General features: G+C 49.5%; 23 protein-coding genes and 1 pseudogene. 16 read left to right on the forward strand and 8 right to left on the reverse strand.

Features of this window, described 5'->3' with window-relative positions:
* The first annotated feature begins 4 nt into the window (after positions 1 to 4).
* From hemW to H8730_RS10625, 10 genes are all read left to right on the forward strand, one after another.
* Complete coding sequence (gene hemW / locus H8730_RS10580) at positions 5 to 1,168, forward strand: radical SAM family heme chaperone HemW (RefSeq protein ID WP_249289817.1); 1,164 nt, start codon at positions 5 to 7, stop codon at positions 1,166 to 1,168.
* A 127-nt stretch (positions 1,169 to 1,295) separates the two neighbouring features.
* Positions 1,296 to 2,396, forward strand: a complete 1,101-nt coding sequence (gene hrcA, locus H8730_RS10585; RefSeq protein ID WP_177720406.1) for a heat-inducible transcriptional repressor HrcA — start codon at positions 1,296 to 1,298, stop codon at positions 2,394 to 2,396.
* A 40-nt stretch (positions 2,397 to 2,436) separates the two neighbouring features.
* Positions 2,437 to 3,036 carry a nucleotide exchange factor GrpE gene (gene grpE, locus H8730_RS10590; RefSeq protein WP_177720404.1) on the forward strand — a complete coding sequence of 200 codons (600 nt, stop codon included), beginning with the start codon at positions 2,437 to 2,439 and terminating at the stop codon, positions 3,034 to 3,036.
* Positions 3,037 to 3,124: 88 nt separating this feature from the next.
* Positions 3,125 to 4,984, forward strand: a complete 1,860-nt coding sequence (dnaK, locus tag H8730_RS10595) for a molecular chaperone DnaK (RefSeq protein ID WP_177720401.1) — start codon at positions 3,125 to 3,127, stop codon at positions 4,982 to 4,984.
* Positions 4,985 to 5,101: 117 nt separating this feature from the next.
* Positions 5,102 to 6,247, forward strand: coding sequence for a molecular chaperone DnaJ (gene dnaJ / locus H8730_RS10600; protein ID WP_177720399.1), 1,146 nt, complete (start codon positions 5,102 to 5,104; stop codon positions 6,245 to 6,247).
* Positions 6,248 to 6,266: 19 nt separating this feature from the next.
* The gene (gene prmA / locus H8730_RS10605) at positions 6,267 to 7,229 is read left to right on the forward strand and encodes a 50S ribosomal protein L11 methyltransferase (protein WP_177720397.1); all 963 of its coding nucleotides are present in this window, start codon (positions 6,267 to 6,269) and stop codon (positions 7,227 to 7,229) included.
* A gap of 13 nt (positions 7,230 to 7,242) precedes the next feature.
* A complete protein-coding gene (locus tag H8730_RS10610) occupies positions 7,243 to 7,980 on the forward strand; it encodes a 16S rRNA (uracil(1498)-N(3))-methyltransferase (protein ID WP_177720395.1) in 738 nt (245 codons plus the stop codon).
* Positions 7,961 to 9,172, forward strand: coding sequence for a cysteine desulfurase family protein (locus H8730_RS10615; RefSeq protein WP_177720393.1), 1,212 nt, complete (start codon positions 7,961 to 7,963; stop codon positions 9,170 to 9,172). Before H8730_RS10610 ends, H8730_RS10615 begins: the two co-directional genes overlap by 20 nt.
* A 14-nt stretch (positions 9,173 to 9,186) precedes the next feature.
* The gene (gene thiI, locus H8730_RS10620) at positions 9,187 to 10,389 is read left to right on the forward strand and encodes a tRNA uracil 4-sulfurtransferase ThiI (RefSeq protein ID WP_177720391.1); all 1,203 of its coding nucleotides are present in this window, start codon (positions 9,187 to 9,189) and stop codon (positions 10,387 to 10,389) included.
* A 46-nt stretch (positions 10,390 to 10,435) separates the two neighbouring features.
* Positions 10,436 to 11,422 carry a Gfo/Idh/MocA family protein gene (locus H8730_RS10625; protein WP_177720389.1) on the forward strand — a complete coding sequence of 329 codons (987 nt, stop codon included), beginning with the start codon at positions 10,436 to 10,438 and terminating at the stop codon, positions 11,420 to 11,422.
* A gap of 53 nt (positions 11,423 to 11,475) precedes the next feature.
* Here the strand turns inward: H8730_RS10625 and H8730_RS10630 are convergent, their stop codons facing one another.
* From H8730_RS10630 to H8730_RS10640, 3 genes are read right to left on the reverse strand one after another with little or no spacing between them, the layout of a single operon-like run.
* On the reverse strand, positions 11,476 to 12,336 hold the full coding sequence (locus H8730_RS10630; protein ID WP_177719768.1) for a sugar phosphate isomerase/epimerase family protein: 861 nt from the start codon (positions 12,334 to 12,336) through the stop codon (positions 11,476 to 11,478).
* Positions 12,337 to 12,348: 12 nt separating this feature from the next.
* A complete protein-coding gene (locus tag H8730_RS10635) occupies positions 12,349 to 13,410 on the reverse strand; it encodes a Gfo/Idh/MocA family protein (protein ID WP_177719767.1) in 1,062 nt (353 codons plus the stop codon).
* A gap of 2 nt (positions 13,411 to 13,412) precedes the next feature.
* A complete protein-coding gene (locus H8730_RS10640; protein ID WP_177719766.1) occupies positions 13,413 to 14,261 on the reverse strand; it encodes a sugar phosphate isomerase/epimerase family protein in 849 nt (282 codons plus the stop codon).
* A gap of 176 nt (positions 14,262 to 14,437) precedes the next feature.
* Here H8730_RS10640 and H8730_RS10645 point away from each other — a divergent pair, with 176 nt between their 5' ends.
* From H8730_RS10645 to H8730_RS10670, 6 genes and pseudogenes are all read left to right on the forward strand, one after another.
* The gene (locus tag H8730_RS10645; protein ID WP_177719765.1) at positions 14,438 to 15,262 is read left to right on the forward strand and encodes a helix-turn-helix domain-containing protein; all 825 of its coding nucleotides are present in this window, start codon (positions 14,438 to 14,440) and stop codon (positions 15,260 to 15,262) included.
* A 12-nt stretch (positions 15,263 to 15,274) separates the two neighbouring features.
* The gene (locus tag H8730_RS10650; protein WP_177719764.1) at positions 15,275 to 15,949 is read left to right on the forward strand and encodes a response regulator; all 675 of its coding nucleotides are present in this window, start codon (positions 15,275 to 15,277) and stop codon (positions 15,947 to 15,949) included.
* Positions 15,946 to 17,286, forward strand: coding sequence for a sensor histidine kinase (locus H8730_RS10655; RefSeq protein ID WP_177719763.1), 1,341 nt, complete (start codon positions 15,946 to 15,948; stop codon positions 17,284 to 17,286). The genes H8730_RS10650 and H8730_RS10655 overlap by 4 nt, the downstream gene beginning before the upstream one ends.
* A 126-nt stretch (positions 17,287 to 17,412) precedes the next feature.
* Positions 17,413 to 18,009: a spore coat associated protein CotJA gene (locus tag H8730_RS10660; RefSeq protein ID WP_249289818.1), complete on the forward strand. Its 597-nt coding sequence runs from the start codon at positions 17,413 to 17,415 to the stop codon at positions 18,007 to 18,009.
* Between the two features lie 12 nt (positions 18,010 to 18,021).
* Positions 18,022 to 18,312, forward strand: coding sequence for a spore coat protein CotJB (locus H8730_RS10665; protein WP_249289819.1), 291 nt, complete (start codon positions 18,022 to 18,024; stop codon positions 18,310 to 18,312).
* Between the two features lie 6 nt (positions 18,313 to 18,318).
* Positions 18,319 to 18,522: pseudogene (locus H8730_RS10670) on the forward strand (manganese catalase family protein); the annotation flags it as partial.
* Between the two features lie 26 nt (positions 18,523 to 18,548).
* Here H8730_RS10670 and H8730_RS10675 read toward each other — a convergent pair.
* From H8730_RS10675 to H8730_RS10695, 5 genes are all read right to left on the reverse strand, one after another.
* The gene (locus H8730_RS10675; RefSeq protein ID WP_177719627.1) at positions 18,549 to 20,114 is read right to left on the reverse strand and encodes a recombinase family protein; all 1,566 of its coding nucleotides are present in this window, start codon (positions 20,112 to 20,114) and stop codon (positions 18,549 to 18,551) included.
* 57 nt (positions 20,115 to 20,171) lie between these two features.
* On the reverse strand, positions 20,172 to 20,504 hold the full coding sequence (locus H8730_RS10680; RefSeq protein ID WP_177719628.1) for a HepT-like ribonuclease domain-containing protein: 333 nt from the start codon (positions 20,502 to 20,504) through the stop codon (positions 20,172 to 20,174).
* Positions 20,494 to 20,775: a nucleotidyltransferase family protein gene (locus H8730_RS10685; protein ID WP_177719629.1), complete on the reverse strand. Its 282-nt coding sequence runs from the start codon at positions 20,773 to 20,775 to the stop codon at positions 20,494 to 20,496. Before H8730_RS10685 ends, H8730_RS10680 begins: the two co-directional genes overlap by 11 nt.
* 258 nt (positions 20,776 to 21,033) lie before the next feature.
* Positions 21,034 to 21,420, reverse strand: a complete 387-nt coding sequence (locus tag H8730_RS10690) for a hypothetical protein (protein WP_177719630.1) — start codon at positions 21,418 to 21,420, stop codon at positions 21,034 to 21,036.
* A 57-nt stretch (positions 21,421 to 21,477) separates the two neighbouring features.
* Positions 21,478 to 22,011 (reverse strand): hypothetical protein, encoded by a 534-nt coding sequence (locus tag H8730_RS10695; protein ID WP_177719631.1) that lies wholly within the window; start codon positions 22,009 to 22,011, stop codon positions 21,478 to 21,480.
* Positions 22,012 to 22,297 lie beyond the last annotated feature (286 nt).

Consider the following 22,297-nt stretch of genomic DNA (forward strand, 5'->3'; position numbering starts at 1 on the left):
TGGAATGAAGAATTTGGCGCTTTACCTGCATGTTCCGTTCTGTTTGCGCAAGTGCAGGTACTGTGATTTCTTATCTTTTTCCGCGGATGCTTCGATTAAGCGCGACTACGTGGAGGCGCTGAAGCGGGAGATTGAAGCGAGGGGTCGCTGGTTCCGAGAAAAAGGAGGCTACCGCCTATATTCTGTTTTTATTGGCGGAGGCACTCCCTCCATATTGGAGGGCGGACAAGTAGGCGAGCTTCTCTCCTCCGTGTGGAATGCATTTGGCCAGAAGCCTATGACAAACGAAGTGACCCTTGAAGCAAACCCTGGAACCATCACGCAAGAAAAGATAAGGTGTTGGAAGCAGGCGGGAGTCACGAGGGTGAGCGTTGGCGTGCAGGCGGCGCAGAATATTCTATTGAAGCGTTTGGGAAGAGTTCATACCTGGGAGGAGACACTGGAGGGGATCCAGGAATTGCGGTGCGCGGGCTTCCGCTCCATCTCCGCCGACCTTATGATGGGGCTTCCCGGCCAGAGTCTGGAGGATTGGACAGATACCCTGGCGAAGATCTTGGCTATGGGTGTGGAGCATATTTCCTGCTACAGCCTGATTCTTGAGGAGGGCACGCCTTTCTATCGGGAGGAGGCAGCGGGAAAGCTATCATTGCCGTCTGACGAGGAGGAGCGGCGAATGTATCACACCGCTGTCAGGCAGCTAGCAGCTGCGGGATACAGGCAGTACGAGATCTCCAACTTTGCCAAACCGGGCTATGCGTGTCTCCACAATCTCTGCTATTGGGATCTCACTTCTTATTTGGGGCTCGGGCTGGGAGCCTCCTCATATCTGGAGGGAACGCGATTTCAAAATACGAATGATATGCAGAACTATTTAAAGAACAGCCAGTATCCCAGATCCATTCAGGAAAATTGCACGGTGGTCACGCAGGCCAGAGAGATGGAGGAATATATGTTTTTGGGATTGCGTAGAACAGACGGGGTGGAGGCGGATTCCTTTCGGGCTAGGTTTGGAGCCGGCGTGGAGAGTGTCTACGGAGAAGCTCTCGCCGCGCTGCAGAGGAAAGGGTTCCTTCAATTTAAAGAAGGCAGGATCTGCCTGACGGAATTGGGGCGAGATTTTGCCAATCAGGTCTTTGTTGAGTTTCTATTGGATCCGGAGACTGAGTAGGTGTTCATAATTCCTTCATAAAAAAATTTTCAAAAATACTTGACAAATGCACCGGCAAGTGATATGTTATGTACAGATGTTAGCACTCTAAGGCATCGAGTGCTAATAACAAATGGCAGGTGATGAGATGGAGCTTAATAGCCGCAAGATTCAAATATTACAGGCCATTATCATGAATTATCTTGAAACAGCAGAACCGGTTGGATCGCGGACGATTTCCCGGCGGTTTCCCCTGGGGATCAGTTCGGCGACCATTCGGAATGAGATGTCGGATCTGGAGGAATTGGGGTTTATCATGCAGCCCCACACGTCGGCAGGCCGGATTCCTTCCTCCAAGGGATACAGGCTGTATGTGGATCATCTGATGAGGACGAAAAGCATCAGCAGCGAACAGATGGAAATCCTGAAACGGATTTTGCGCGAAAAGCGCAACCAGTTGGATTCCCTTTTGAAGGAAATGGGCGATCTGTTGGCCGATCTGACTCGCTATACCGCGATTGTAACTATGCCGCAGTTTAAAAAGACTCGACTGAAGCATTTGCAGCTCATTGCGCTGGACAATAATTCGGTGATATTGGTCATTATTACCGATGGCAATGTGGTCCGCAACAATGTATTGCAGATTGAGCAGCCCTTTAGTCAGGAGGATCTGTACCGCCTATCGGAGGTACTGAACACAAACCTGAGCGGGCTGACAGTGGAAGAGATTAATCTCCCCTTGATCCAGAAGATCAAAAAGGAGATGAAGGTAGACCAGACCATGATGGATGGTTTGCTGGACGCGATTAACGAGACGCTACAATTTGCGGATGATGTGGATGTCTTTACATCAGGCGCCACGAATATTCTGAATTTCCCTGAATTTGCAGATATCACGAGGGCAAGAGCGCTGATGGAAGTATTTGAAGAGAAAGAACAGATGTTGTCCATGGTTCACAGCAGTCTTTCCGGGAAATCCCCCATGAGTATCACCATCGGCACGGAAAATACCATGGAAGAGCTGCAGGACTGCAGTATTATAACAGCGATTTACCATTATGGTAACCGCAATATTGGGTCCATCAGCGTGGTCGGTCCCATGAGAATGGATTATGATCAGGTTGTATCGACCCTTGGCTGCCTTATCAAAGATTTCCAGCAATTGTTTCCTGATGATAAGAAGACAGATGCTGAGGCGAAGCCAAAATCCAGAATCGTAGAGAATCCGCCGGGTGAGCCCAGCACATAGCTTGAGCAAGGTGGATGAATAAGGAAAGGTGGTCTGTACGTTGAAAGACAAAGACAAAACCAATGACGAGGTCAAGGAACAGAAGGAAAATGAGCCGCAGGAGGCAAAGGAGCCGGCGTCGGTCGAGCCGGAGACTTCGGTTTCTTCCGATGCTGAGGCGGAGGAGAAAGCCATCCTGGAGGATGTGGAAGAACTGCAGAAGAAATTAGAGGAATCCACGGCGAAATCAGAAGAATATCTGGACCGCCTGCGCAGAACGATGGCAGAATTCGATAATTTTCGCAAGCGGACGCAGAAGGAGAAAGAGCAGATCTTTGACCGAGGCGCAAAGGATGTATTGGAGCAAATACTTCCGGTTATCGATAATTTTGAGCGAGCGCTAGCAGGAAACGATAAGAAGGACGACTCTTTCGCAAAGGGCGTGGAGATGATCTACAAGCAACTGCTGGGGGCGCTGGAATCTCTGGGTTTGCAGGAGATCGAAGCGTGCGGAAAGCCCTTCGACCCCAACTATCATAACGCGGTTACCCATGTGGAGGACGAGAACGTCGGCGAAAATGAAGTCGTCGAAGTCTTCCAGAAGGGCTACAAATATAAAGACACTGTCATTCGCTGTAGCATGGTGAAAGTGGCAAATTAATGCAATTCAGTGGAATTAGGAATGGCAAAGAGCTAATATGGACAGGATCAAAAAAGAAAACGATTGAAAAGAAATAGGAGGAATTATTATGGGAAAAATTATTGGTATCGACTTAGGTACAACAAATTCATGTGTTGCCGTTATGGAAGGCGGTAAGCCGGTTGTTATTACAAATCCAGAGGGAGCGAGAACGACGCCGTCCGTGGTCGCGTTCACAAAAAACGGGGAGCGCCTTGTGGGAGAGACCGCTAAGAGACAGGCGATCACAAACCCCGATCACACGATTATCTCCATCAAGAGACAGATGGGCAGCGACTACCGTGTGAATATTGATGGAAAGGGGTACAGCCCCCAGGAGATTTCCGCCATGATTCTGCAAAAGATGAAGGCGGATGCGGAAAGCTATCTCGGGGAGAAGGTTACCGAGGCGGTTATCACGGTTCCCGCATATTTTTCTGACGCGCAGAGACAGGCGACAAAGGACGCTGGTAAGATCGCGGGTCTTGATGTAAAGCGAATCATCAATGAGCCCACGGCTGCCGCGCTTGCCTACGGGCTTGACAATGAGAAAGAACAGACGATTATGGTTTACGACTTGGGCGGCGGTACGTTTGATGTATCGCTGATCGAGATCGGGGACGGTGTCATCGAAGTTCTTGCCACAAGCGGAGACAACCATCTGGGCGGTGACGATTTTGACCAGAGAATTATAGATCATCTGGTCGCAGAATTTAAGAAAAAAGAAGGCGTGGATCTGAGCGCGGACAAGATGGCGATGCAGAGGTTGAAGGAGGCGGCTGAGAAAGCTAAGAAGGAGTTATCCTCCATGGCGACGGCCAATATCAATTTGCCCTTCATCACAGCCACCCAGGAAGGTCCTAAGCATATGGACATCACCTTGTCCAGGGCAGATTTTGATCGCTTGACAGCCGACTTGGTTGAGCGCACCATGGGACCTGTTCGAAACGCATTGAGCGATGCTGGTTTGCAGGCTTCCGACCTGCACAAGGTTCTGCTGGTAGGAGGTTCGACCCGTATTCCGGCGGTTCAGGAAGCGGTCAAGAAAATTACTGGCAAAGATCCCTCCAAAACTCTAAATCCGGATGAATGCGTTGCCATCGGAGCAGCGATCCAGGGCGGCAAATTAGCGGGTGAAGCGGGAGCTGGTGATATCCTGCTGCTGGATGTAACACCTTTGACCCTTGGCATTGAGACCATGGGTGGAGTCGCGACCCCCTTGATCGAGAGAAATACCACAATTCCGGCGAAAAAGAGCCAGATTTTCTCTACGGCGGAGAACAATCAGACGGCGGTTGATATCCATGTTGTCCAGGGAGAGCGGCCTTTGGCTAAGGACAATAAGACGCTTGGACGGTTCCGTCTGGATGGAATTCCGGCAGCTCCCCGTGGAGTGCCACAGATTGAAGTCACCTTCGACATTGATGCAAATGGTATCGTCAATGTAGTGGCGAAGGATCTAGGCAGCGGAAAAGAGCAGAAGATCACCATCACAGCGTCAACGAATTTGTCTGACGCAGAGGTAGAGAAGGCTGTTAAGGAAGCGGAACAGTTTGCGGAAGAGGACCGGAAGAGGAAGGAAACCATCGAGGTTCGAAACCAAGCGGATTCTATGGTGTTCCAGACGGAGAAAACCTTAGAAGAGATGGGCGACAAGATGGACGCAGGCGATAAGAGCAAAATCGAGAGCGAACTGGCCCATGTCAAGAGCATACTCGATCAGACGAAGGATCAGCCGGCAACAGAGGCGCAGGCAGCGGAGTTGAAAGCTGCAACGGAGAGCCTCACGACAGCGCTCAACGAGATGGCGACGAAATTGTATCAGCAGCAGGGTGGACCGCAGGGGCCTCAGGATTTTAATGGTGGGGCACAGGGTGGCGGCCAGGGGCCCGACGACGATGTAGTCGATGCTGATTTCAAAGAAGTGTAACGGTCCGCACTGTGAATCGAAAAGCCAAAGATCAGAGGTCTTTGGCTTTTCGAGGTATTCAGATCGGATGAATCCAAGAGGGGTAAAATTAGGAATTGAGATGGCAGGTGAACGGGTTTGGCTGAGAAACGAGATTATTATGAGGTGCTGGGTGTTGAACGCAACGCCACAGATCAGGATATTAAACGGGCTTACCGCCGGTTAGCAAAAAAATATCATCCCGATGTGAATCCGGGAGACAAAGAGGCGGAGGCCAAGTTTAAAGAGGCGTCGGAGGCCTATGCAGTGCTCAGCGATGAAGAAAAGCGAGCCAAATATGACCAATTTGGTCACAGCGCCTTTGAGGGCGCCGGCGGAGGAGACGGCGGCTTCGGCGGTTTTGGTGGCTTTGGCGATATGGGGGATATTTTTGGAGATATCTTTGGCGACCTTTTCGGCGGTGGCAGCGGAAGAAGAACCAAGAATGGACCTACAAGAGGTCAGGATGTCCAGTCGAGTCTGGACATTACCTTTACGGAAGCGGCCTTTGGCTGCAAAAAGAATGTGGAGTTGTGGGTATTCGACAACTGTGATCAATGTAATGGAACAGGGGCAAAAGCGGGAACGAAGCCGGAAACTTGCCCGAATTGCCATGGGTCTGGTCAGATGCGCGTCCAACAACAGACGATGTTTGGCGCGATGACGAGCGTTCGGACTTGTTCCACCTGTGGAGGAACAGGGAAAATCATAAAAGAGAAATGTACTCGCTGCAACGGCGGCGGTCGAATAAAAGTGAAAAAGACCTTTGAGGTGAATATACCGGCGGGGATTGATACGGGGCAGAGCATTCGCATGAGTGGCAAAGGCGAGCCCGGTGCACAGGGAGGTCCGAACGGCGATCTATTCATTACCGTCACGATTCGGCCCCATCCTTTCTTTTCAAGGCAGGGCTATGATGTGTACTGTTCCGTTCCCATCAGCTTTGCACAGGCGGCGTTGGGAGATGAGCTGGAGATCCCCACCATCGATGGAAAAGCTCAATATACCATTGAAGAAGGGACGCAGACGGGGACTAGGTTCCGGCTTCGCGGCAAGGGAATTCCCTATCTGCGCAATTCCAATCAACGAGGGGATCAATACGTGACGGTCAACGTGGAGGTTCCCAAGAAGCTAAATGATAAGCAGAAAGAGCTTCTGCGCCAGTTCGCCTCCGCCATGGGGGAGGATGACGTCCATGGTCAGAAAAAGTCATTTTTTCAAAAGATGAAAGACGCATTTGAATAATTGCGGAATGGAGGTTCCTATGAACTGGTATCAGATTACGGTCCATACAGTAACCGAGGCGGTTGAGGCCATCAGCTATGCTATGGAAGAGATGGGGGCCAAGGGTGTTGAAATTGTGGATCCGAAGGATATCCTTTGGCAGGACAAGGATCCGCTGGCGTGGGATTATATCGATGAGGACTTGTTGGCTGGCATGAAACAGGACGTGGCCCTAGTCCGATGCTACATTTCGGAGGAGGAACTGCCCAATCAGACGTTGTTGGAAAATTTTCAGCTTACGCTGCAGGATAAGGTGATGGGGATTGCCCAGTTTCTTCCCATTGGCGAGGGGAGAATCGAGACTGCGACCATGGCGGAGGATGAATGGGCCAATGCATGGAAGCAGTACTATAAGCCGTTTCATATAGGAGAGCATATTTTTGTGGTGCCATCCTGGGAGGAGGCGGTGGATGAGCCTGGCGATATCCGCATCACCATGGATCCGGGAATGGCCTTTGGCACTGGAACGCACGAAACTACATCAATGTGCGCAGCTCTGCTGGAGGAAGAGATAAAGGGCGGGGAGACGGTTCTGGATGTCGGATGCGGAAGCGGAATTCTTGGGATTACAGCGGCAAAGCTAGGCGCTTCAAAGGTGATCTGCACAGACTTAGACCCCAATGCTGTTTTGGTGGCCAAAGATAATGTAGAAAAAAATCAAGTTGCAGGAAACGTGGAGATTTATAAGGGAGATCTGCTGGATATTCAGGAATTAGCAGGAATCCAGGCAGATTGCATCGTAGCCAATATCATTGCCGATGTCATCATCCATTTGGCTCCTTCCGCGCGGGGGTTTCTCAAAGAGGACGGGCTATTCCTCTCTTCGGGGATCATCCGCGAGCGCAGAGACGATGTGGAGAAATCCCTAGCAGCGGCGGGATATACAGTTTTGAAAGTTGTCGAGTTAGGCAGCTGGGTTGCAATCGTATCCAGAAAATCATGAGGGAGGGATTGGCGTGCCCAAGTTTTTTGTCAGCAAGGAGGATATCCATGGCGAGTCTCTCCGCATTGGAGAGGATGCCCATCATATCCTCCATGTTTTGCGTCAGCGGCCGGGGGACATGATTATAGCCTGCGACGGGATGGGAACGGACTATGAATGTGAAATCCAGTCGCTGTCGCAGGAGGCGATTCTCTGCCGGATCGTATCATCCCATCCGTCCGAGACAGAGCCGTACACGAGGATTACTGTTTTTCAAGGACTCCCAAAAGGGGAGAAAACGGATTGGATTCTTCAAAAAGCAGCGGAGCTGGGGATCGCAAGTGTTCATTTTGTTCAGACGAAGCGCAGCGTAGTGAAACTGGAGGAGAAAAAGGTATCTGGCAAGCTTGAGCGGTGGAATAAAATTTGTACGACTGCTGCGAAGCAATGTGAGAGGGGGAGCATCCCCACCGTCGCCTTCCATCCTCAGCTCTCTTCCTGTCTGCCCTGCCTGAAAGAATTTGATCTGGCTCTTTTATTTTATGAGGAGGAAAAGGGAAAGGCCTTAAAACCGATATTGCGCAGTCAGACAGCAAAGCCAAGATCCATTGCAGTCTTGATCGGTCCGGAAGGCGGATGGGATTTGGAAGAAGTGGAGGCGCTGACGAAGGCCGGAGCGCAGACTGTCGGGCTTGGCCCGAGAATTCTTCGGACTGAGACAGCGGCTATGACAGCGGCGGCTATGATCTTATATGAGTACGATCAAATGTGAGGAACCTATGGAGACAGCTTTGAATGAAATATACTTAGATAACGGGGCGACGACGAAACCCTCTAAAGGTGTGGTCGCAAAGATGAGAGAAGTTTTGGAGGCAGCCTACGGCAATCCCTCCTCTCTCCACAGAAAGGGACAGGAAGCGGAGCGTTATGTGAAAGAGGCGCGGGAGACACTGGCACAGGTGTTGCAAGCCGACCCGGTTAGCGTTTACTTCACTTCGGGGGGAACCGAATGCAGCAATACGGCAATATTAGGAGCCGCATCTTCTTCTGAGCGAAGAGGGAAGCATATCTTGACCCTTCGGGGGGAGCACCCGGCCACATCGGAGCCCTTGAAATATCTTCAAGAGCAGGGGTGGGAAATCGAATATATCGGCACGGATGAGCAGGGGCGTGCGGATCTTGAAGATTTCCGCTGCAAACTTCGCGAGGATACCGTCCTGGTGACGTGTCTCCAGGTAAACAATGAGACGGGGGTCATTCAGCCGGTCCAGGAGATGGGAGGGATTCTAAGGGAGTGTGCCCCTCATACTCTCTTTCACGTTGATGCGGTCCAAAGTTTTGCAAAAATGGAAATATTTCCCAGGAAATGGAACATTGATTTGCTCAGCTCCAGTGCCCACAAGATCCATGGGCCGAAGGGGGTTGGGGGATTATATATCCGCCGGGATCTCCATATTCCAAGTTTCATACGCGGCGGGGGACAAGAGCGCCAATTTCGTTCGGGAACAGAAAATGTTCCCGGGATCGCCGGATTTGGACAAGCTGCGAAGGAAGCGTGGGATGAGCGGAGGAGGCGGCAGGAGTCCATGCAGTGCTGCAAGCTATATCTGTATGAACAGCTTCGGAAATCCATCGATGGCATCACGCATAATGGGCCTGAACCAAGGGAGGGAGCTGCCCATATTCTGAATCTTCGGATTAAAGGCGTCCGCTCCGAGGTCCTGCTGCACGCCCTGGAGGACTATGGAATCTATGTATCGTCCGGTTCTGCGTGTGCATCCAATAAGCCAGACGTGAAAAGTCCTGCCCTAGGAGCCCTAGGGATGAGCGCTGAGGCAATTGACGAATCAGTGCGCGTCAGTTTTTCGAAAGACTCTACATTGGACGAGATGGATCGGGTTGTTAAGGCATGTACTGAAATCATACCAATGCTTCGGAGATTTACACCAAAGGGAAGACGGTAGGGAGGAGTAGCGCCATGGAAAAAGGGTTGTTAATCAAATATGGTGAAATCGCGATCAAGGGAAATAACCGGCGTCTGTTCGAAAATCGTTTGGCATTGAACATTAAGGAATGTCTACAGCCCATGGGTGAGTTTTGGATTGCGAAGGAACAGGGACGTTTATTTGTCGAAGCGCCGGGGGAAGATTGGACGGACTGGACAGAAGAGGCAGCCGCTCGGATTTCAAAGGTGTTTGGCGTCGTCGGAATCTGTGTAGTCGATGTATTTTCCGAGGATTCCTTCGAAGCAATCTCTGCCAACGTAAATCGATATATCCAGGAACACTACGGCGGCGACGCGGCAACCACCTTTAAGGTGGAGGTAAAACGCGCCAATAAACAATATCCCATGACCAGCATGGAATTGGCCAGCGCGCTGGGGGCAACGATTTTGGAGGCCTATCCCGCGTGGCAGGTTGACGTCCATAAACCGAAAACCGTCATCTGGGTGGAATTGAGGGGGCGGGTCTATGTCTACAGCAAAGTGATCCCCGGTGTGGGAGGTATGCCTACCGGGACAGCCGGCAAGGCGGCGCTGCTGCTGTCAGGCGGTATCGATAGCCCAGTAGCCGGGTGGATGATGGCAAAGCGGGGGTTGGAATTGTGCGCGGTCTATTTTCATGCTCACCCCTATACGACAGATAGAGCAAAGGAGAAAGTGGTGGACTTGGCGCGCAAATTAAGCCTATATGCTGGAAAAATGCGCGTATATGTCGTGCCCTTTACGGAGATTCAGCTGTCCATCTATGAGAAATGCCCCCACGAACAATTGACCATCATCATGCGACGGATCATGATGCAGATTGCGGAAAAGATCGCTCGGAAAGAAGGCGCTTTGGCCTTGATTACAGGGGAGAGCTTGGGTCAAGTAGCCAGTCAGACACTCCAGAGTTTATATTGTACCAATGAGGTCTGCGAAATGCCTGTATTTCGTCCTGTTATCGGTTTCGACAAGCAGGATATTGTCACAATTGCAAACAGCATTGATACCTATGAAACCTCCATCTTGCCCTATGAGGATTGCTGCACAATCTTTGTGGCGAAACATCCGGAGACCAAGCCCAAGCTGGAGGCCATTCAAAAGAGTGAGTCTAGGCTTCCTGATATGGCGCAACAGATCGAGAAAGCGGTGGATGGCTGTGAGGTGATCACGGTGTATCGGGGTGAGAGGATAGAATAAAACGTTCGAATTATATTAAAATTTGAATTAAATTGGAGGCGAGCTAATGAAGAAGGGGATTCGGTGGGGAATTCTGGGGCCTGGCAAAATTGCCATAACCTTTGCGGAGGCAGTGAACTTGATTGGCGAGGATGTGATAGTCGCTGTGGCATCCCATGATGAGAGAAAAGCGGCAGCATTTGCCGCTGAGCATCAGATTGCCCACGGGTATGGATCCTATGAGGAGCTGGTGAGCCGGGACGATATTGACGCTGTCTATGTCTCCAATCTACATATGATGCATAGAGATGCGGCGCTTATGGCGATGAGGCATGGAAAAGCTGTGTTATGTGAAAAACCGATGGCGATCAACGCTGCCAGTGCAAGGGCTATGGCGAAGGCGGCCGGGGAAAACCATGTTTTTCTCATGGAGGCCATGTGGTCTCGATTTCTGCCCGCGACGGTCAAAGCGTTAGAGTTGGCGGGGGCGGGGAGTGTGGGAGATATTCGTGTGATTCGGGGGGCTTTTTCCTATGGCTCGTCTTTTGATCCCCATTCCAGAATATACGATCCGGCGCTTGCCGGCGGCGGTCTGCTGGATGTGGGGGTGTATGCGATTTCCTGTGCCGCCTCCTTTTTTGGGTTTGATCCGATCCAGATTTTGGGGGCGGCCGACATCGGAAACAGCGGTGTTGACGAGCAGGCGGCCATGATTCTGACATATGAGGATGGACAGATGGCGGTCTTGAATAGCGGTGTCAATGTGTCAATGCCGGGATGGATGGAGATTTATGGCCGGGATGGATATCTGGAGATCCCGAGTTTTTGGGATGCACAGGTGGTGCGCCTTCATCGAAATGGAAAGGATGAGGTTGAGACATTTTCATTTCCCCATCGAAATGGATTTGTATATGAGGTGGAGCACGCATCGCGGTGTATTCGAGAGGGACTGATGGAAAGTCCCATATGGCCCCTTTCGTCTACCATTGCGGTGGCGGCGATTATGGATACGCTTCGCCGGTCGTGGGGTCTGCGGTACCCAGGAGAGGAATGATGCTGGTAAGAAAAAACTAGCAGGCAACCGCCTGCTAGTTTTTTGAAGCTAGATCAAAGCTCCGAGATGTACCGGCGAAGATTGGCAAGACCGATGGTGAGACCTTTGATGCAGTCTTCCATGCCTTCAAACTCGATGGCAACGTACCCATCATATCCAGCCTGTTGTAATGCTTTAAGGCAATGGCGCACAGGAACATTGCCATGTCCGACGATGGCGCCCCGCAAGTAGGTGCCATTGCGGCTACAGAAGAATCCATCGCCAGGATTCGGCTCCATAGGAGATTTAACATGAAAATCTTTCGCGTGGGCATAGAAGGCATAGGGCGCTACCCGGCCGACAGAGATCGCAGGATTTTCGTCAGCGCAGAGGAAGTTTCCCATATCCACCAGAAGTCCAAAATTGGGATGGTCGACGGCGGTGACGAGCTTTTCAACCCGCTCGCTGTCTTGTACAAAGGTTCCATGGTTCTCTACCATGGTTTTTACGCCTTTTTCGGCGGCATACTCCGTTACCTGGCGGCACGCGCTGGCGATAATGGGAAGGATGGAGTCAAAGCTCTTGTAAGCTCCCTTTGGATACCCGACTGTGGCATCATGGCGAACGCTGGTGGCGCCCAGCGCCACCGCCATATCGATCTCCCCTTTCACGCGCTGAATTTCATCGTCCAGATCCGCGCAATTCAAGAAATCAGCCCCGATAGTGTAGTTTGAGATGGGCATGGAGAGCCGCTGGCATTCTTCGCGGAGGCTCTTTGCGTACTCCATAGGGGAGGAGCCGTCATGTGGTGTGAGCCCGACAAATTCCACTGCGTCAAATCCCATTTCTTTTGCTTTCGCGATACAGGTCATCTGATTGTAGCGGCCGTCGCGAAAGGCCTGACTAAAGCTATAGCTGCTTGCGGCAATTTTCATCACTGTGGCCTCCTACAATAGAACTTCATGGCCGGTTCTGGCGGATTCATACACACCGTCCAGTATGGTCATGATGGTTACGCCGTCCTCCGCCGGGGATTTGCAAGGCGTGCCATTTATAATACAATCGACATAGTGATCGATCTCATTGTTGAAGAGGCCGTCAAAGCTCAGCGCGGAGGAAGTATCAAGGCTGATATTGGTTAGATAATCGTTGGTCTCAGTATAGAATTCCACCTCAGGGTCCAATTTGACGCCGGCCTTGTCGCCAAACAGCTCAATGGTTCCCTGGTCGTTTTTGATATTCAAGGAGAAACTAGCCTCAATGGAGAGAACCGCGCCATTGTCGTAGCGTATCATAGCTGAGGCAAAGTCCTCTACATCGCAGATATCGTGGTTGCCCGATGAGATGGAGGTATAGCCCTTGGCACCTTTGATGTGGGGACGGTTGAACAGCTTCTGGTAGGTTACGCCGTAGATGGAGACCGGTTTGGGGTTTCCCATCAGGTAGCGGGTCAAGTCGATGACATGAACTCCCAGGTCAATCAGCGGACCGCCGGCGGAGCGAGATTTATCGCCGAACCAGCCGCCGGGGTTTCCGTTGCGGCGAAGATAGGTGGCCTTGGCATAGTAGATATCGCCAATAAAATCTTTGTCAATGAAATCTTTGACAATGCGGCAGTCATTGCCATAGCGGCGAACAAATCCGATCATCAACAGTTTATGATTTCGCTTCGCAGCTTCCAACATTTCGCGAGCTTCGGCGGCGGAGGTTGCCATGGGCTTCTCGCACAGAACATGCTTGCCGGCGTTGAGGGCAGCGATGGTGCAGGGAGCGTGAGCGCTATTCCAGGTGCAGACGCTGACGGCATCCAATTCTTTTAATTTCAGCATTTCGTTGCAATCTGTGTAGGTGCGGGTGATTCCGTATTTAGCCGCCATTTTTTTTAACTGCGCTTCGTTGATATCACAGAAAGCATACAGCTCGACGTTGGGATTCTTTAGATATCCTTCAATGTGCATGGCGGAAATGCTGCCGGTTCCGATAATTCCAACTTTTAGCTTTTGTCCCATGATTATTCTCCTTTAATTTTATCCTGCAAGAATGTTACAGCTTTTGCGATATCCGTCTCCGGATCATCTCCCACTTCGCGCTCGATTGTAAGGAAACCGCGGTAGCCAATGTCGTCCAACGCCTTCAGGTAATTTGGAAAGTCCACGTCGCCCTCGCCCAGCGGAAGCTCGATAAAGGCTCTCCCCGCTTGAATTTCGTCTTCAATGATCCCGTAGATGATCTCAGGGTCGCGGACGAGAAGCCGGCGTCCGTCTTTTGCGTGGGTATGCACAATGTAGTCCTTTAAGGTGTAGACAGCGGCGACAGGGTCGTCCCCTGTAACCATCACCAGATTCGCTGGGTCCAGATTGACAGCGACGCCGGTGGAATGAAGACCGTCCAGGAAGCCCTTCAAGGTAGCAGCAGTCTCTGGGCCCGTCTCTATGGCAAAATGTGCATCCATCTGGTCGGCATATTCTGCCAGCTTGCCACAGGCATCCTGCATGATTTGATATCTGGGATGGCACGAATCCGTGGGCACAACGCCGATATGCGTCGTAACCACGTCCGTTTCCAACTCCTTTGCCAGGTCTAAGACGCGTTTGGATTTTTCGATGAGATCAGGGTTTTTGTCCGGATCGCCAAATCCATGGCCAAAATCTCCACATAGTGCTGAAATCTTGAGTCCATGAGACTTTACCATATCCAAAAATTCGCCACGCTTTGAGCCGACTAATTTCTCAGGTGAAAGCTCTCCGTATGTAGAATAGACCTGAATTCCGCTGGCTCCTACTTTAGCGGCCTTACCTAAGGCTGTTGGAACATCGGTGCGAAAAGAATCCAACATGACGCCGATCGGAAAAGAATACATACAATAACCTCCTACATTATATTTTGACTTTCATTTGACGCATACTTGCTAAACAAGCCGTTGCTTGGACAACAGTGACTTGACGTATGATTCTATTTTATTATATAATAGTGAAATAAGAAGTAAAGGAAATATGTTGCCTCTTTTTAACACGATATTGCTCAGGAGGTTTTTAGGTGAGGGAAAGTCTATATGAGTTTCACAACCATAAAGATCCGAAATTTCCTATTATTTTTCACAGCGACACCGTACAACTCCATGGGAACCGGGCTGTAATGCATTGGCATGAAAGCATGGAGATTCTCTATTTTTTTCACGGACGTGCCATCGTCACATCGGATCTGGAGCAGATGGAGATGCAGGAGGGGGACTTGGCGGTTATCAACTCTAGCAATCTCCATGAAATCACAGCGATTACCGCCTCTTCACACTATTTCTGTCTGATACCTGATAAAAGCTTCTGTGAAGAGCTGGGATTTTATATTGATGAGCAGCTACTTCAGAGCAAAATCTATGATCCGGCGCTGCGGAGCTATTTCATTTCTATAGCCAAAGAATACGAGAGGAAAGCCCCGTATTATAAGGCAGCGGTCAAGGTTAAGGTTGGGGAGTTGCTCGTGTATTTATACCGCCACTATGTGGTGTCAGAAGAGTTGCTGGCGAAATCGGCGGAAAACTATAGAAAACTGATGATGGTTAAGGAGGCGACCGCCTACATTCGCGGACACTTTGCGGACACGTTGGCAATCGAAGAGATTTGTGAAAGAGTCGGTTTCAGTAAATTCTACTTTTGTAGGGCGTTTAAAGAGGTGACAGGGCGGACGGCGGTGGACTATATCAATTATCTCCGCTGCAGCAATGCGAGAAAATTGCTGACGTCAGGCTACAATGTCAGTGAAAGTGCAGAACAGAGCGGCTTTGGGAATCTGTCGTATTTCTCAAAGGTATACAAGAAATATATGGGTCAGCTTCCGTCCAGGGAGAAAAAAGGTCAAGAATAGGAGATGAAGAGAGTGTTTCATATTTTAATTGCGGAGGACGATCACAGCTTGCGAACTCTGATGAGAGCATATCTTGAGCAGGAAGGATATAAGGTATATCTGGCGGCGGACGGCAGAGAGGCGCTAACCATCTTAGAGAATACGCATATTGACTTGGCTATATGTGATCTGATGATGCCTTTTCTTGACGGCTTTCAACTGACGGAGCAGCTGCGGCAAGCCAATTTTACACTGCCGATTTTGGTTGTGACGGCGAGGGAAGGGCTGGAGGATAAGAAACGGGCCTTTGCCCTGGGAACGGATGATTATATGGTAAAGCCAGTTGACATGAATGAAATGATCTGGCGGGTTGGAGCCTTGTTGCGCCGAGCCCAGATTGTCAATGAGCATAAGCTTACGATTGGAAATGTTGTTTTGGACTACGATGCTTTGACAGTCACATCTGAGAAGGAAACACTGGAGTTGCCGCGGAAAGAGTTTTATTTACTATATAAATTGCTGAGCTATCCTAAAAAGATTTTTACCCGGCAACAGCTGATGGATGAGATATGGGGGATGGATGCAAAGACCGATGAGCGGACTGTGGACGTCCATATCAAGCGCCTACGGGAGAAGCTGGGGGACTTGGAGGAGTTTAAAATTATAACCGTCCGCGGTCTTGGCTACAAAGCGGAGCGATATGTATGAAAATGCGGCTGTCTATTCATTCCATCCGCGTGAAATTCGTCTTGATTTTTATGGGAATTTTTCTGATTGCGTCACTGCTCTCCTTTTATATTATGATCCACTTTGCCTTTGGCGTGATTTTGACAAGCCTGAAGCCACAGATGATTCAGACGAGCAGCGCGATATTGGAATTGGATCAGAAGACGGATCTTTCCGTCGAGGAGATCGCGCGGCTTCAATCGAATTCCATGTATGAAATCATGGTCTATCGCGACATGAAAGAACTCCCCTACCGGCTGAAGACAAGCCAGATAGAGGCTCTTCTCAAGGGAGAAAAAGTGTTTATCAAAGGATCGGTCCGAAATCTATTTCCAGCGGTTTTGATCCAGGGTGACGGTTACTATATTGAGGTGCGCCTTCACTCCCGCTTGGGAAATGTCACGATCTTTCGGTATACCGTCATCGTGGCGCTGATTATCTGTACAAGTATCGGTGGGTTATTGGTTCTGTTTGCAGTGCGTCAGATTACGAAACCGGTGAAGAGGCTTACAAAAGCGGCCCAGGAAGTGGCGAAAGGAAACTTTGACGTTCAGGTTGACTATGACAGTGCAGACGAAATAGGCGTTCTTACGCGAAATTTCAATCGGATGGTTCGGGAGCTACGGAATATGGAGCATTTGCGCAAGGATTTTCTGAGCAATGTCTCTCATGAGTTTAAAACGCCGATAGCATCCATTCAGGGATTTGCCAATCTGTTAAAAGATTCTACGCTTCCGCCGGAACGGTTCGATGAATATACGGATATCATCATATCCGAATCGGATCGGCTGAGTAAGCTGACCTCCAATGTATTAAAACTGTCCCGCTTAGAAAATCAAGATATCGTCTCGGTAAAGCAGGAATTCTCTGTTGATGAGCAGATTCGCCGTGTTTTGCTGCTTTTAGAGCAGAAGTGGACGGAAAAGGAATTGGAGCTAGACTTGCGGTTGGAACCTGTGCGATGGGTTGGGAATGAGGAGATGCTGGAACAGGTTTGGATCAATTTAATCGGGAATGCGATTAAGTTTTCAGACCCAGGGGGGTATCTTAAAATTCAGCTTTACAGAAAGAATTTTATTGTGGTCGCGGAGATCGAAGATCACGGCATCGGGATGGATGCGGAGGTGCAGGAGCGTATTTTCGACAAATTTTATCAGGGAGATTCCTCCCATTCGAAAGAGGGAAGCGGATTGGGGTTGGCCATCGTCAAACGGATTCTGGAATTGTGCAAGGGTGAAATCGCTTGTAAAAGCGAACCTGGCGTGGGAACACGCTTTACAATTTGGCTTCCGGATATAGGAGCCTCCCATGATGATTGAACGCTGTCGTAGTCTTATACGGCAGCTCTTTTTGTATTTGAAAGTTTTCATTCACCCCCCCTGTTTTTTATACATATCCTGATACTGTACCGAATACAATCCAGTTCTTTTAAGGAGGGACTCTATATGGAGAAACGAGAGTACGCAGGTGCGCGGAAAAGTTATTTGCGTCCTATTGGCAATCAGGCCGCGTGTTCTGATAATCGATCCTATGACCAGATGCATAAGCAGATCCAACAGGCGATGGAGCGGACCCAGAGCGTCTTGGCGGATATTACGCATGGGTCAGACAATGAGCAGCAGGGATGTGGCTGTGGACAGCGCCCGGAGCCGAGGACCTGCGGCTGTGGACAGCGCCCGGAGCCGAGGACCTGCGGCTGTGGACAGCGCCCGGAGCCGAGGACCTGTGGCTGTGGACAGCGCCCGGAGCCGAGAGCCTGTGGCTGCGGACAGCGCCCGGAACCGAGGACAGTCGATTGTGGATCATGTGTGCAAAGACCGGAAGCGGCCTGTGGTTGCCAAAAAGCCGATTGCAGTTCAGCAGCTGAAAATGGGGGATGCAATCCTGTTAATCTGTGTGAAAATGTGCCACTGGTTACAGCATATATCCCGCCTCAGCCGTACACGGGCCTAGTTTCGCCGGAAACTGCGCTTGCTAGAGGAAGTTCTTTTACCAACCTCTATTGGCCCTGGGGTCCGGGACAAAAATATGATGCGAGATAGGAGGCGGCTTAGATGATGTGCAATTGCAATAATATGAATTCCTGTAATCAAGAGCAGGATTTGATGAAACAGATTCAGCAGATCAGCTTTTTGTTGGTTGATTTGAATCTGTACCTTGACAACCACCCAGATTGCCGGCAGGCGCTTGAAGATTATAATATTTTAGTCGAGGCGATGGACGAATTGAGAAAAGTATATACGCAGAAATATGGCCCGATTATGAATTTTGGTACAGCGAAAAGCGACTGTCCCTGGCAGTGGGTGGATGACCAGCCGTGGCCCTGGGAAAATAAGAGGAGGTAGCCGTCCATGTGGTATTATGAGAAAAAATTGCAGTATCCTATCAATATTCGAAAAGGCGATTTGAACATGGCCAAATTCGTCGCAGCACAATTGGGAGGGCCCGACGGAGAGCTGGGGGCTAGTTTGCGATATATGTCTCAGCGCTATACGATGCCAACCAGCAAGACAAAGGGATTATTAACTGATATTTCGACGGAAGAATTAGCGCATAGACGTTATCTATATATAGAAACCGACTAAATAGGCTGGGTGTAGGTCTTTGGATAAATCTCCAGTTCAAACGCGTCTGGACTACCATGCCAGCGGCCACTATCCGATTTCGAATAGATGATTTTGTCTAAGACGCTTTTGAGTAGACGGTTCTTTTCAGCGGCGGTTTCCAGCTGATCGTAAATTTCTAAAGCATGCTCGATTGCAGGGATAACGTCTTGATGCTGCGTTTCTTTGAGCTGTTCTTCCTCCAGTTTTCTGGAGTAGAAGGACCGCTCTTTTTTCTTGTCTGCTAATTTCTCAGATAGGACCTTCGAACGCTGTAGAAATACTTCCTTTGTGTAAATTCCCTGTTCTAGCAAGTCATAGAGTGAATCTACCTGCTTTTGCAAGGTTGCCAGGTCGTCCTCTGCCTGGTTCAGTGCAGCGGTAAACAGTTCAATCTGCGCGCTATTGTTCTGTGGCCTCCCTGCCGTCTGAATATCGACCTCTATGCGCCGGAGCCATCGACTCAGGGACTCCAAAATCCGAGACTCCACCAGGTCCAAATCAGAGGCGACGGTGGAGCAGCCGCTGAGGGGACACATGAGCGTGTCAGGGCGGGAGGGAAATGGACGGCGGATCATGCGGCGCCCGCACTGAGAGCAGAAGACCAATCCCGCCAGAGGATTTTGGATGGGCAGGTGGGCGTTAGAGGGAACGTGCGATTGGGTCATGACCTCCTGGGCCTTGTTCCAGGTTTCCATGGGAATCAGAGCCTCGTGGAGACCATCCGCAAGGATGTAGTCTTTGGCATCTGGACGACTTTTAACCAGTTGCCCTCCGGCCATCTTTTTGACCACCTTTCGGCGCTCCCAACAGACCTTTCCGGTGTAGGTGGGATTGCGCAGAATGCGGCGGATGCTGGCCGGAACCCAAGCATCACCGTTCTGTGGCGGGATATGCATATGGTTGAGTTTGGTCGCGATGACGGCAGGTCCCATGATCTCATTTTCCAGGCCCTCTGTATACCATTGGAAGATCAGTTGGATCACTTTGGCTTGATCCGGGTGGGGGAGCAGGGTATAGCCTTTGTCATGGTCCAGCTTTTTTCTCGTATACCCATAGGGAGGCTTGTTTCCCACGTACTTTCCTTCCCGCACGGAAGCGGCGCGGCCATTTTGGAGACGCCGGTTGATGGTCTTGTATTCACGGCGGCTCATGAAAAGGCCAAACTCGAAGTATTCCTCGTCGAATTCATTGTTCGGGTCATAGGTCTTCATGGGCGTGATGATCTTGGTATCGGAGAACTTAAAGGTCTGGGCAATGATACCCTGGTCGATGGTATCACCGCGGGCCAGACGTTCCACTTCGACCACCAGTACACCGTTCCAGAGTCCTTGTTCTACGTCGGCTAGGAGTTCCTGGACAACCGGACGGGAGGCGATAGTTTCACCGGAGACGATTTCGGCGTATTCTTTCGTTACGTCCAGGTGAAGGCGCTTGGCTAAGTCGAAGAGAATCTTGCGGTGGCGCTCTAGGGTTTCGCCTTCGCCGCGGGCTTCCGCTTCGGCGTCAGCGCGGGATTTGCGGAGATAGGTGCAGTAGGGCATGGTGTCAGCTCCTGGTGATAGATTTTTGCCCTCCTGTAAGTGTAGGAGGGCGGCAAATTAATTGAGTAGGCTTTCCAATTGGATTTTTAACGCCGGAAAGTCGTTTTTAGCGGTGAAATATACGTCTTCCATTCTAAGTGTTTGATATTTGTGTGCGGTCAAGTCTCGCATACCTGCGATTGCTTTCCAAGGGATTTGCGGATAAGCTTCTTTTAAGTCTAAGCTCACACTTTTAATTAATTCTCCGATGTTGATGACTGTCATTCCAATCGCTCGTTTTAATTTTTCGTCCCGAAGGAACGCGTCTAAATCAGAAGTGCCGAGCATTTCTAGCCCCAAGTCAATTTCGGAAACGACCTTTTGAATAATAATATAGTCTCTACGCTGCATAGATTTCTACCTCTTCGGATACTTCTAACAGATCAGTTTCTTGTAAGGGTCCATGTATGACGTCTACATTCAGCTGTAGTATCTCTTCAAGACGAAGCTGAATTGAAGATAAAGTGAGAAGAGATACAGGGGCGGAAAATTCAAAGATTAAATCGACATCACTATCGTTCCGATTTTGGCCGGTCGCGCGGGAGCCAAACAGAATAACCCTGTCAATAGGGTAATCTGGTATCAATGTTAAAACAGCATCTCGAATTGTATTCACTGTCATGATTGTGGACCTCCTTATCTCTCGTTCTCGATTGGTTCATGAATCTGTCCTTTGCCAGCCTTCAGATCAGCGATGGATTTCCGCAAATGCGCTTGCTATTGCCATAGTATCATCTCGTCTTGTACATCCATTATAGCAGTTAATACTAAAGATTATCAATATAATGTATGTGCAAAGATAAAGCTTTTTATGACAATGTAAGCGCTACATGCTGGCTTATTATTTATTTTCACTTGTGCCCCAAGAAAGGAACGATATCTACATCAGCTCATCGAAGTGTCGTCGATATCGCTTGGGGATGGTTACGTCAACAAAGTATCCAATTTCAGAAAGCAATTCTGTAATTAAAGCGAAGCCGTCCTTATAAAAAGCGGCGATTCTCCTTCGCTTATCTGGAATCTGTTTATAATCGCTGGGACAGATGAATGTCCAGTCTGCGCCTTCCTTATTGATAACGATTCGAAAAACTTCATCGATGTTGGCAGGAAGACCGGACTTTTTGATTAGAATATGGTGTTCCACCGCGTCATCAATGGGAGCAATTGCTGCGGCCGCACCGTCAAAGGATATGATGGCCAGTAGGGGGTCGTCCTGTTGCATAGCTGATTTGACAATGTCTTCGGTGGGGTAGTACGTTATATTCATCCTTGTAATAGCCTCCTAGTGGCAATTTCTTCATGTTTGTACATTCGATCACGTCCTTTATTTGCTATTTGTTTTTTGTCGCAGTTTATCTGCCAAAGCTTCTGCCGCGTCGATTTGCTTGGTTGATTGTAGTTGTCCAGCGCTGGCATGGGTGGCGAATGCGTCTACTTGTGGAGTGGGGATGGAATGAAAGCCCTTGGGAACTTCGGACTCCGCTTTGATATCGCGGAGGACGATGAGGTCCTTCTCATCCTTATTACAGCGTTCGTATTCGTTATCTAATATTGTATCGACATTCTTTTTGCCGTACTCGTCTAGGGTGCGGTATTTTTTTATGTGTTTTTCCTCAGTAAGAGAATATTTTATTGTAGAGACAGGCTGTTTTTCTTCTATTTTCCCGTTCGAAAGGCTATCTGCGTCTATCTGTAGCGCGTGGCAAATTCTAAGAACAGTAGAAACAGCAGTACCGGAAACACCGCGCTTTAACATGGTATCAATCGTTGAATAGGGGATGTTTAACTCAAGGGCGAAAGCACGAATACTTTTATAATGTTTTAATATTAAAGTTTTTAAATCTTGCTCAACAGACACGCGCCGCACCTCCTTTTCATGAATGCAATCTAAGAATATCACATTACCTTTTGAAATGCAACAGAATTTACGGAATATCAAAAATATATTGCAAAAATCTATAAAAACAAACGATAAAACGGATATGGTGCGCGTTGGCATTCTAAGGTCACGCATTACCCGGACTACTTCCTAAAAGAGAGGGACGACATATGAAAATTCAATGACAGATACAAAATAGCACATCGCGGAAGAATCGTCAAGGCATAGGACAATCTACAATCAACATACCATCCAATAGGAGGTG

The sequence above is a fragment of the Bianquea renquensis genome (assembly GCF_014384895.1).
GTDB lineage: Bacteria > Bacillota > Clostridia > Lachnospirales > Bianqueaceae > Bianquea > Bianquea renquensis.

Bases quoted from the DNA above. Each gene is read 5' to 3' on its own strand.
- H8730_RS10635 (WP_177719767.1), bottom strand. From the start codon at position 13,410: ATGGGACAAAAGCTAAAAGTTGGAATTATCGGAACCGGCAGCATTTCC.
- thiI (WP_177720391.1), top strand. From the start codon at position 9,187: ATGGAAAAAGGGTTGTTAATCAAATATGGTGAAATCGCGATCAAGGGA.
- H8730_RS10640 (WP_177719766.1), bottom strand. From the start codon at position 14,261: ATGTATTCTTTTCCGATCGGCGTCATGTTGGATTCTTTTCGCACCGAT.
- H8730_RS10665 (WP_249289819.1), top strand. From the start codon at position 18,022: ATGATGTGCAATTGCAATAATATGAATTCCTGTAATCAAGAGCAGGAT.
- H8730_RS10630 (WP_177719768.1), bottom strand. From the start codon at position 12,336: ATGAAAATTGCCGCAAGCAGCTATAGCTTTAGTCAGGCCTTTCGCGAC.
- H8730_RS10655 (WP_177719763.1), top strand. From the start codon at position 15,946: ATGAAAATGCGGCTGTCTATTCATTCCATCCGCGTGAAATTCGTCTTG.
- prmA (WP_177720397.1), top strand. From the start codon at position 6,267: ATGAACTGGTATCAGATTACGGTCCATACAGTAACCGAGGCGGTTGAG.
- H8730_RS10685 (WP_177719629.1), bottom strand. From the start codon at position 20,775: ATGACAGTGAATACAATTCGAGATGCTGTTTTAACATTGATACCAGAT.
- hemW (WP_249289817.1), top strand. From the start codon at position 5: ATGAAGAATTTGGCGCTTTACCTGCATGTTCCGTTCTGTTTGCGCAAG.
- dnaK (WP_177720401.1), top strand. From the start codon at position 3,125: ATGGGAAAAATTATTGGTATCGACTTAGGTACAACAAATTCATGTGTT.
- H8730_RS10615 (WP_177720393.1), top strand. From the start codon at position 7,961: ATGAGTACGATCAAATGTGAGGAACCTATGGAGACAGCTTTGAATGAA.
- H8730_RS10680 (WP_177719628.1), bottom strand. From the start codon at position 20,504: ATGCAGCGTAGAGACTATATTATTATTCAAAAGGTCGTTTCCGAAATT.
- H8730_RS10690 (WP_177719630.1), bottom strand. From the start codon at position 21,420: ATGAATATAACGTACTACCCCACCGAAGACATTGTCAAATCAGCTATG.
- H8730_RS10625 (WP_177720389.1), top strand. From the start codon at position 10,436: ATGAAGAAGGGGATTCGGTGGGGAATTCTGGGGCCTGGCAAAATTGCC.
- hrcA (WP_177720406.1), top strand. From the start codon at position 1,296: ATGGAGCTTAATAGCCGCAAGATTCAAATATTACAGGCCATTATCATG.
- H8730_RS10675 (WP_177719627.1), bottom strand. From the start codon at position 20,114: ATGCCCTACTGCACCTATCTCCGCAAATCCCGCGCTGACGCCGAAGCG.
- H8730_RS10660 (WP_249289818.1), top strand. From the start codon at position 17,413: ATGGAGAAACGAGAGTACGCAGGTGCGCGGAAAAGTTATTTGCGTCCT.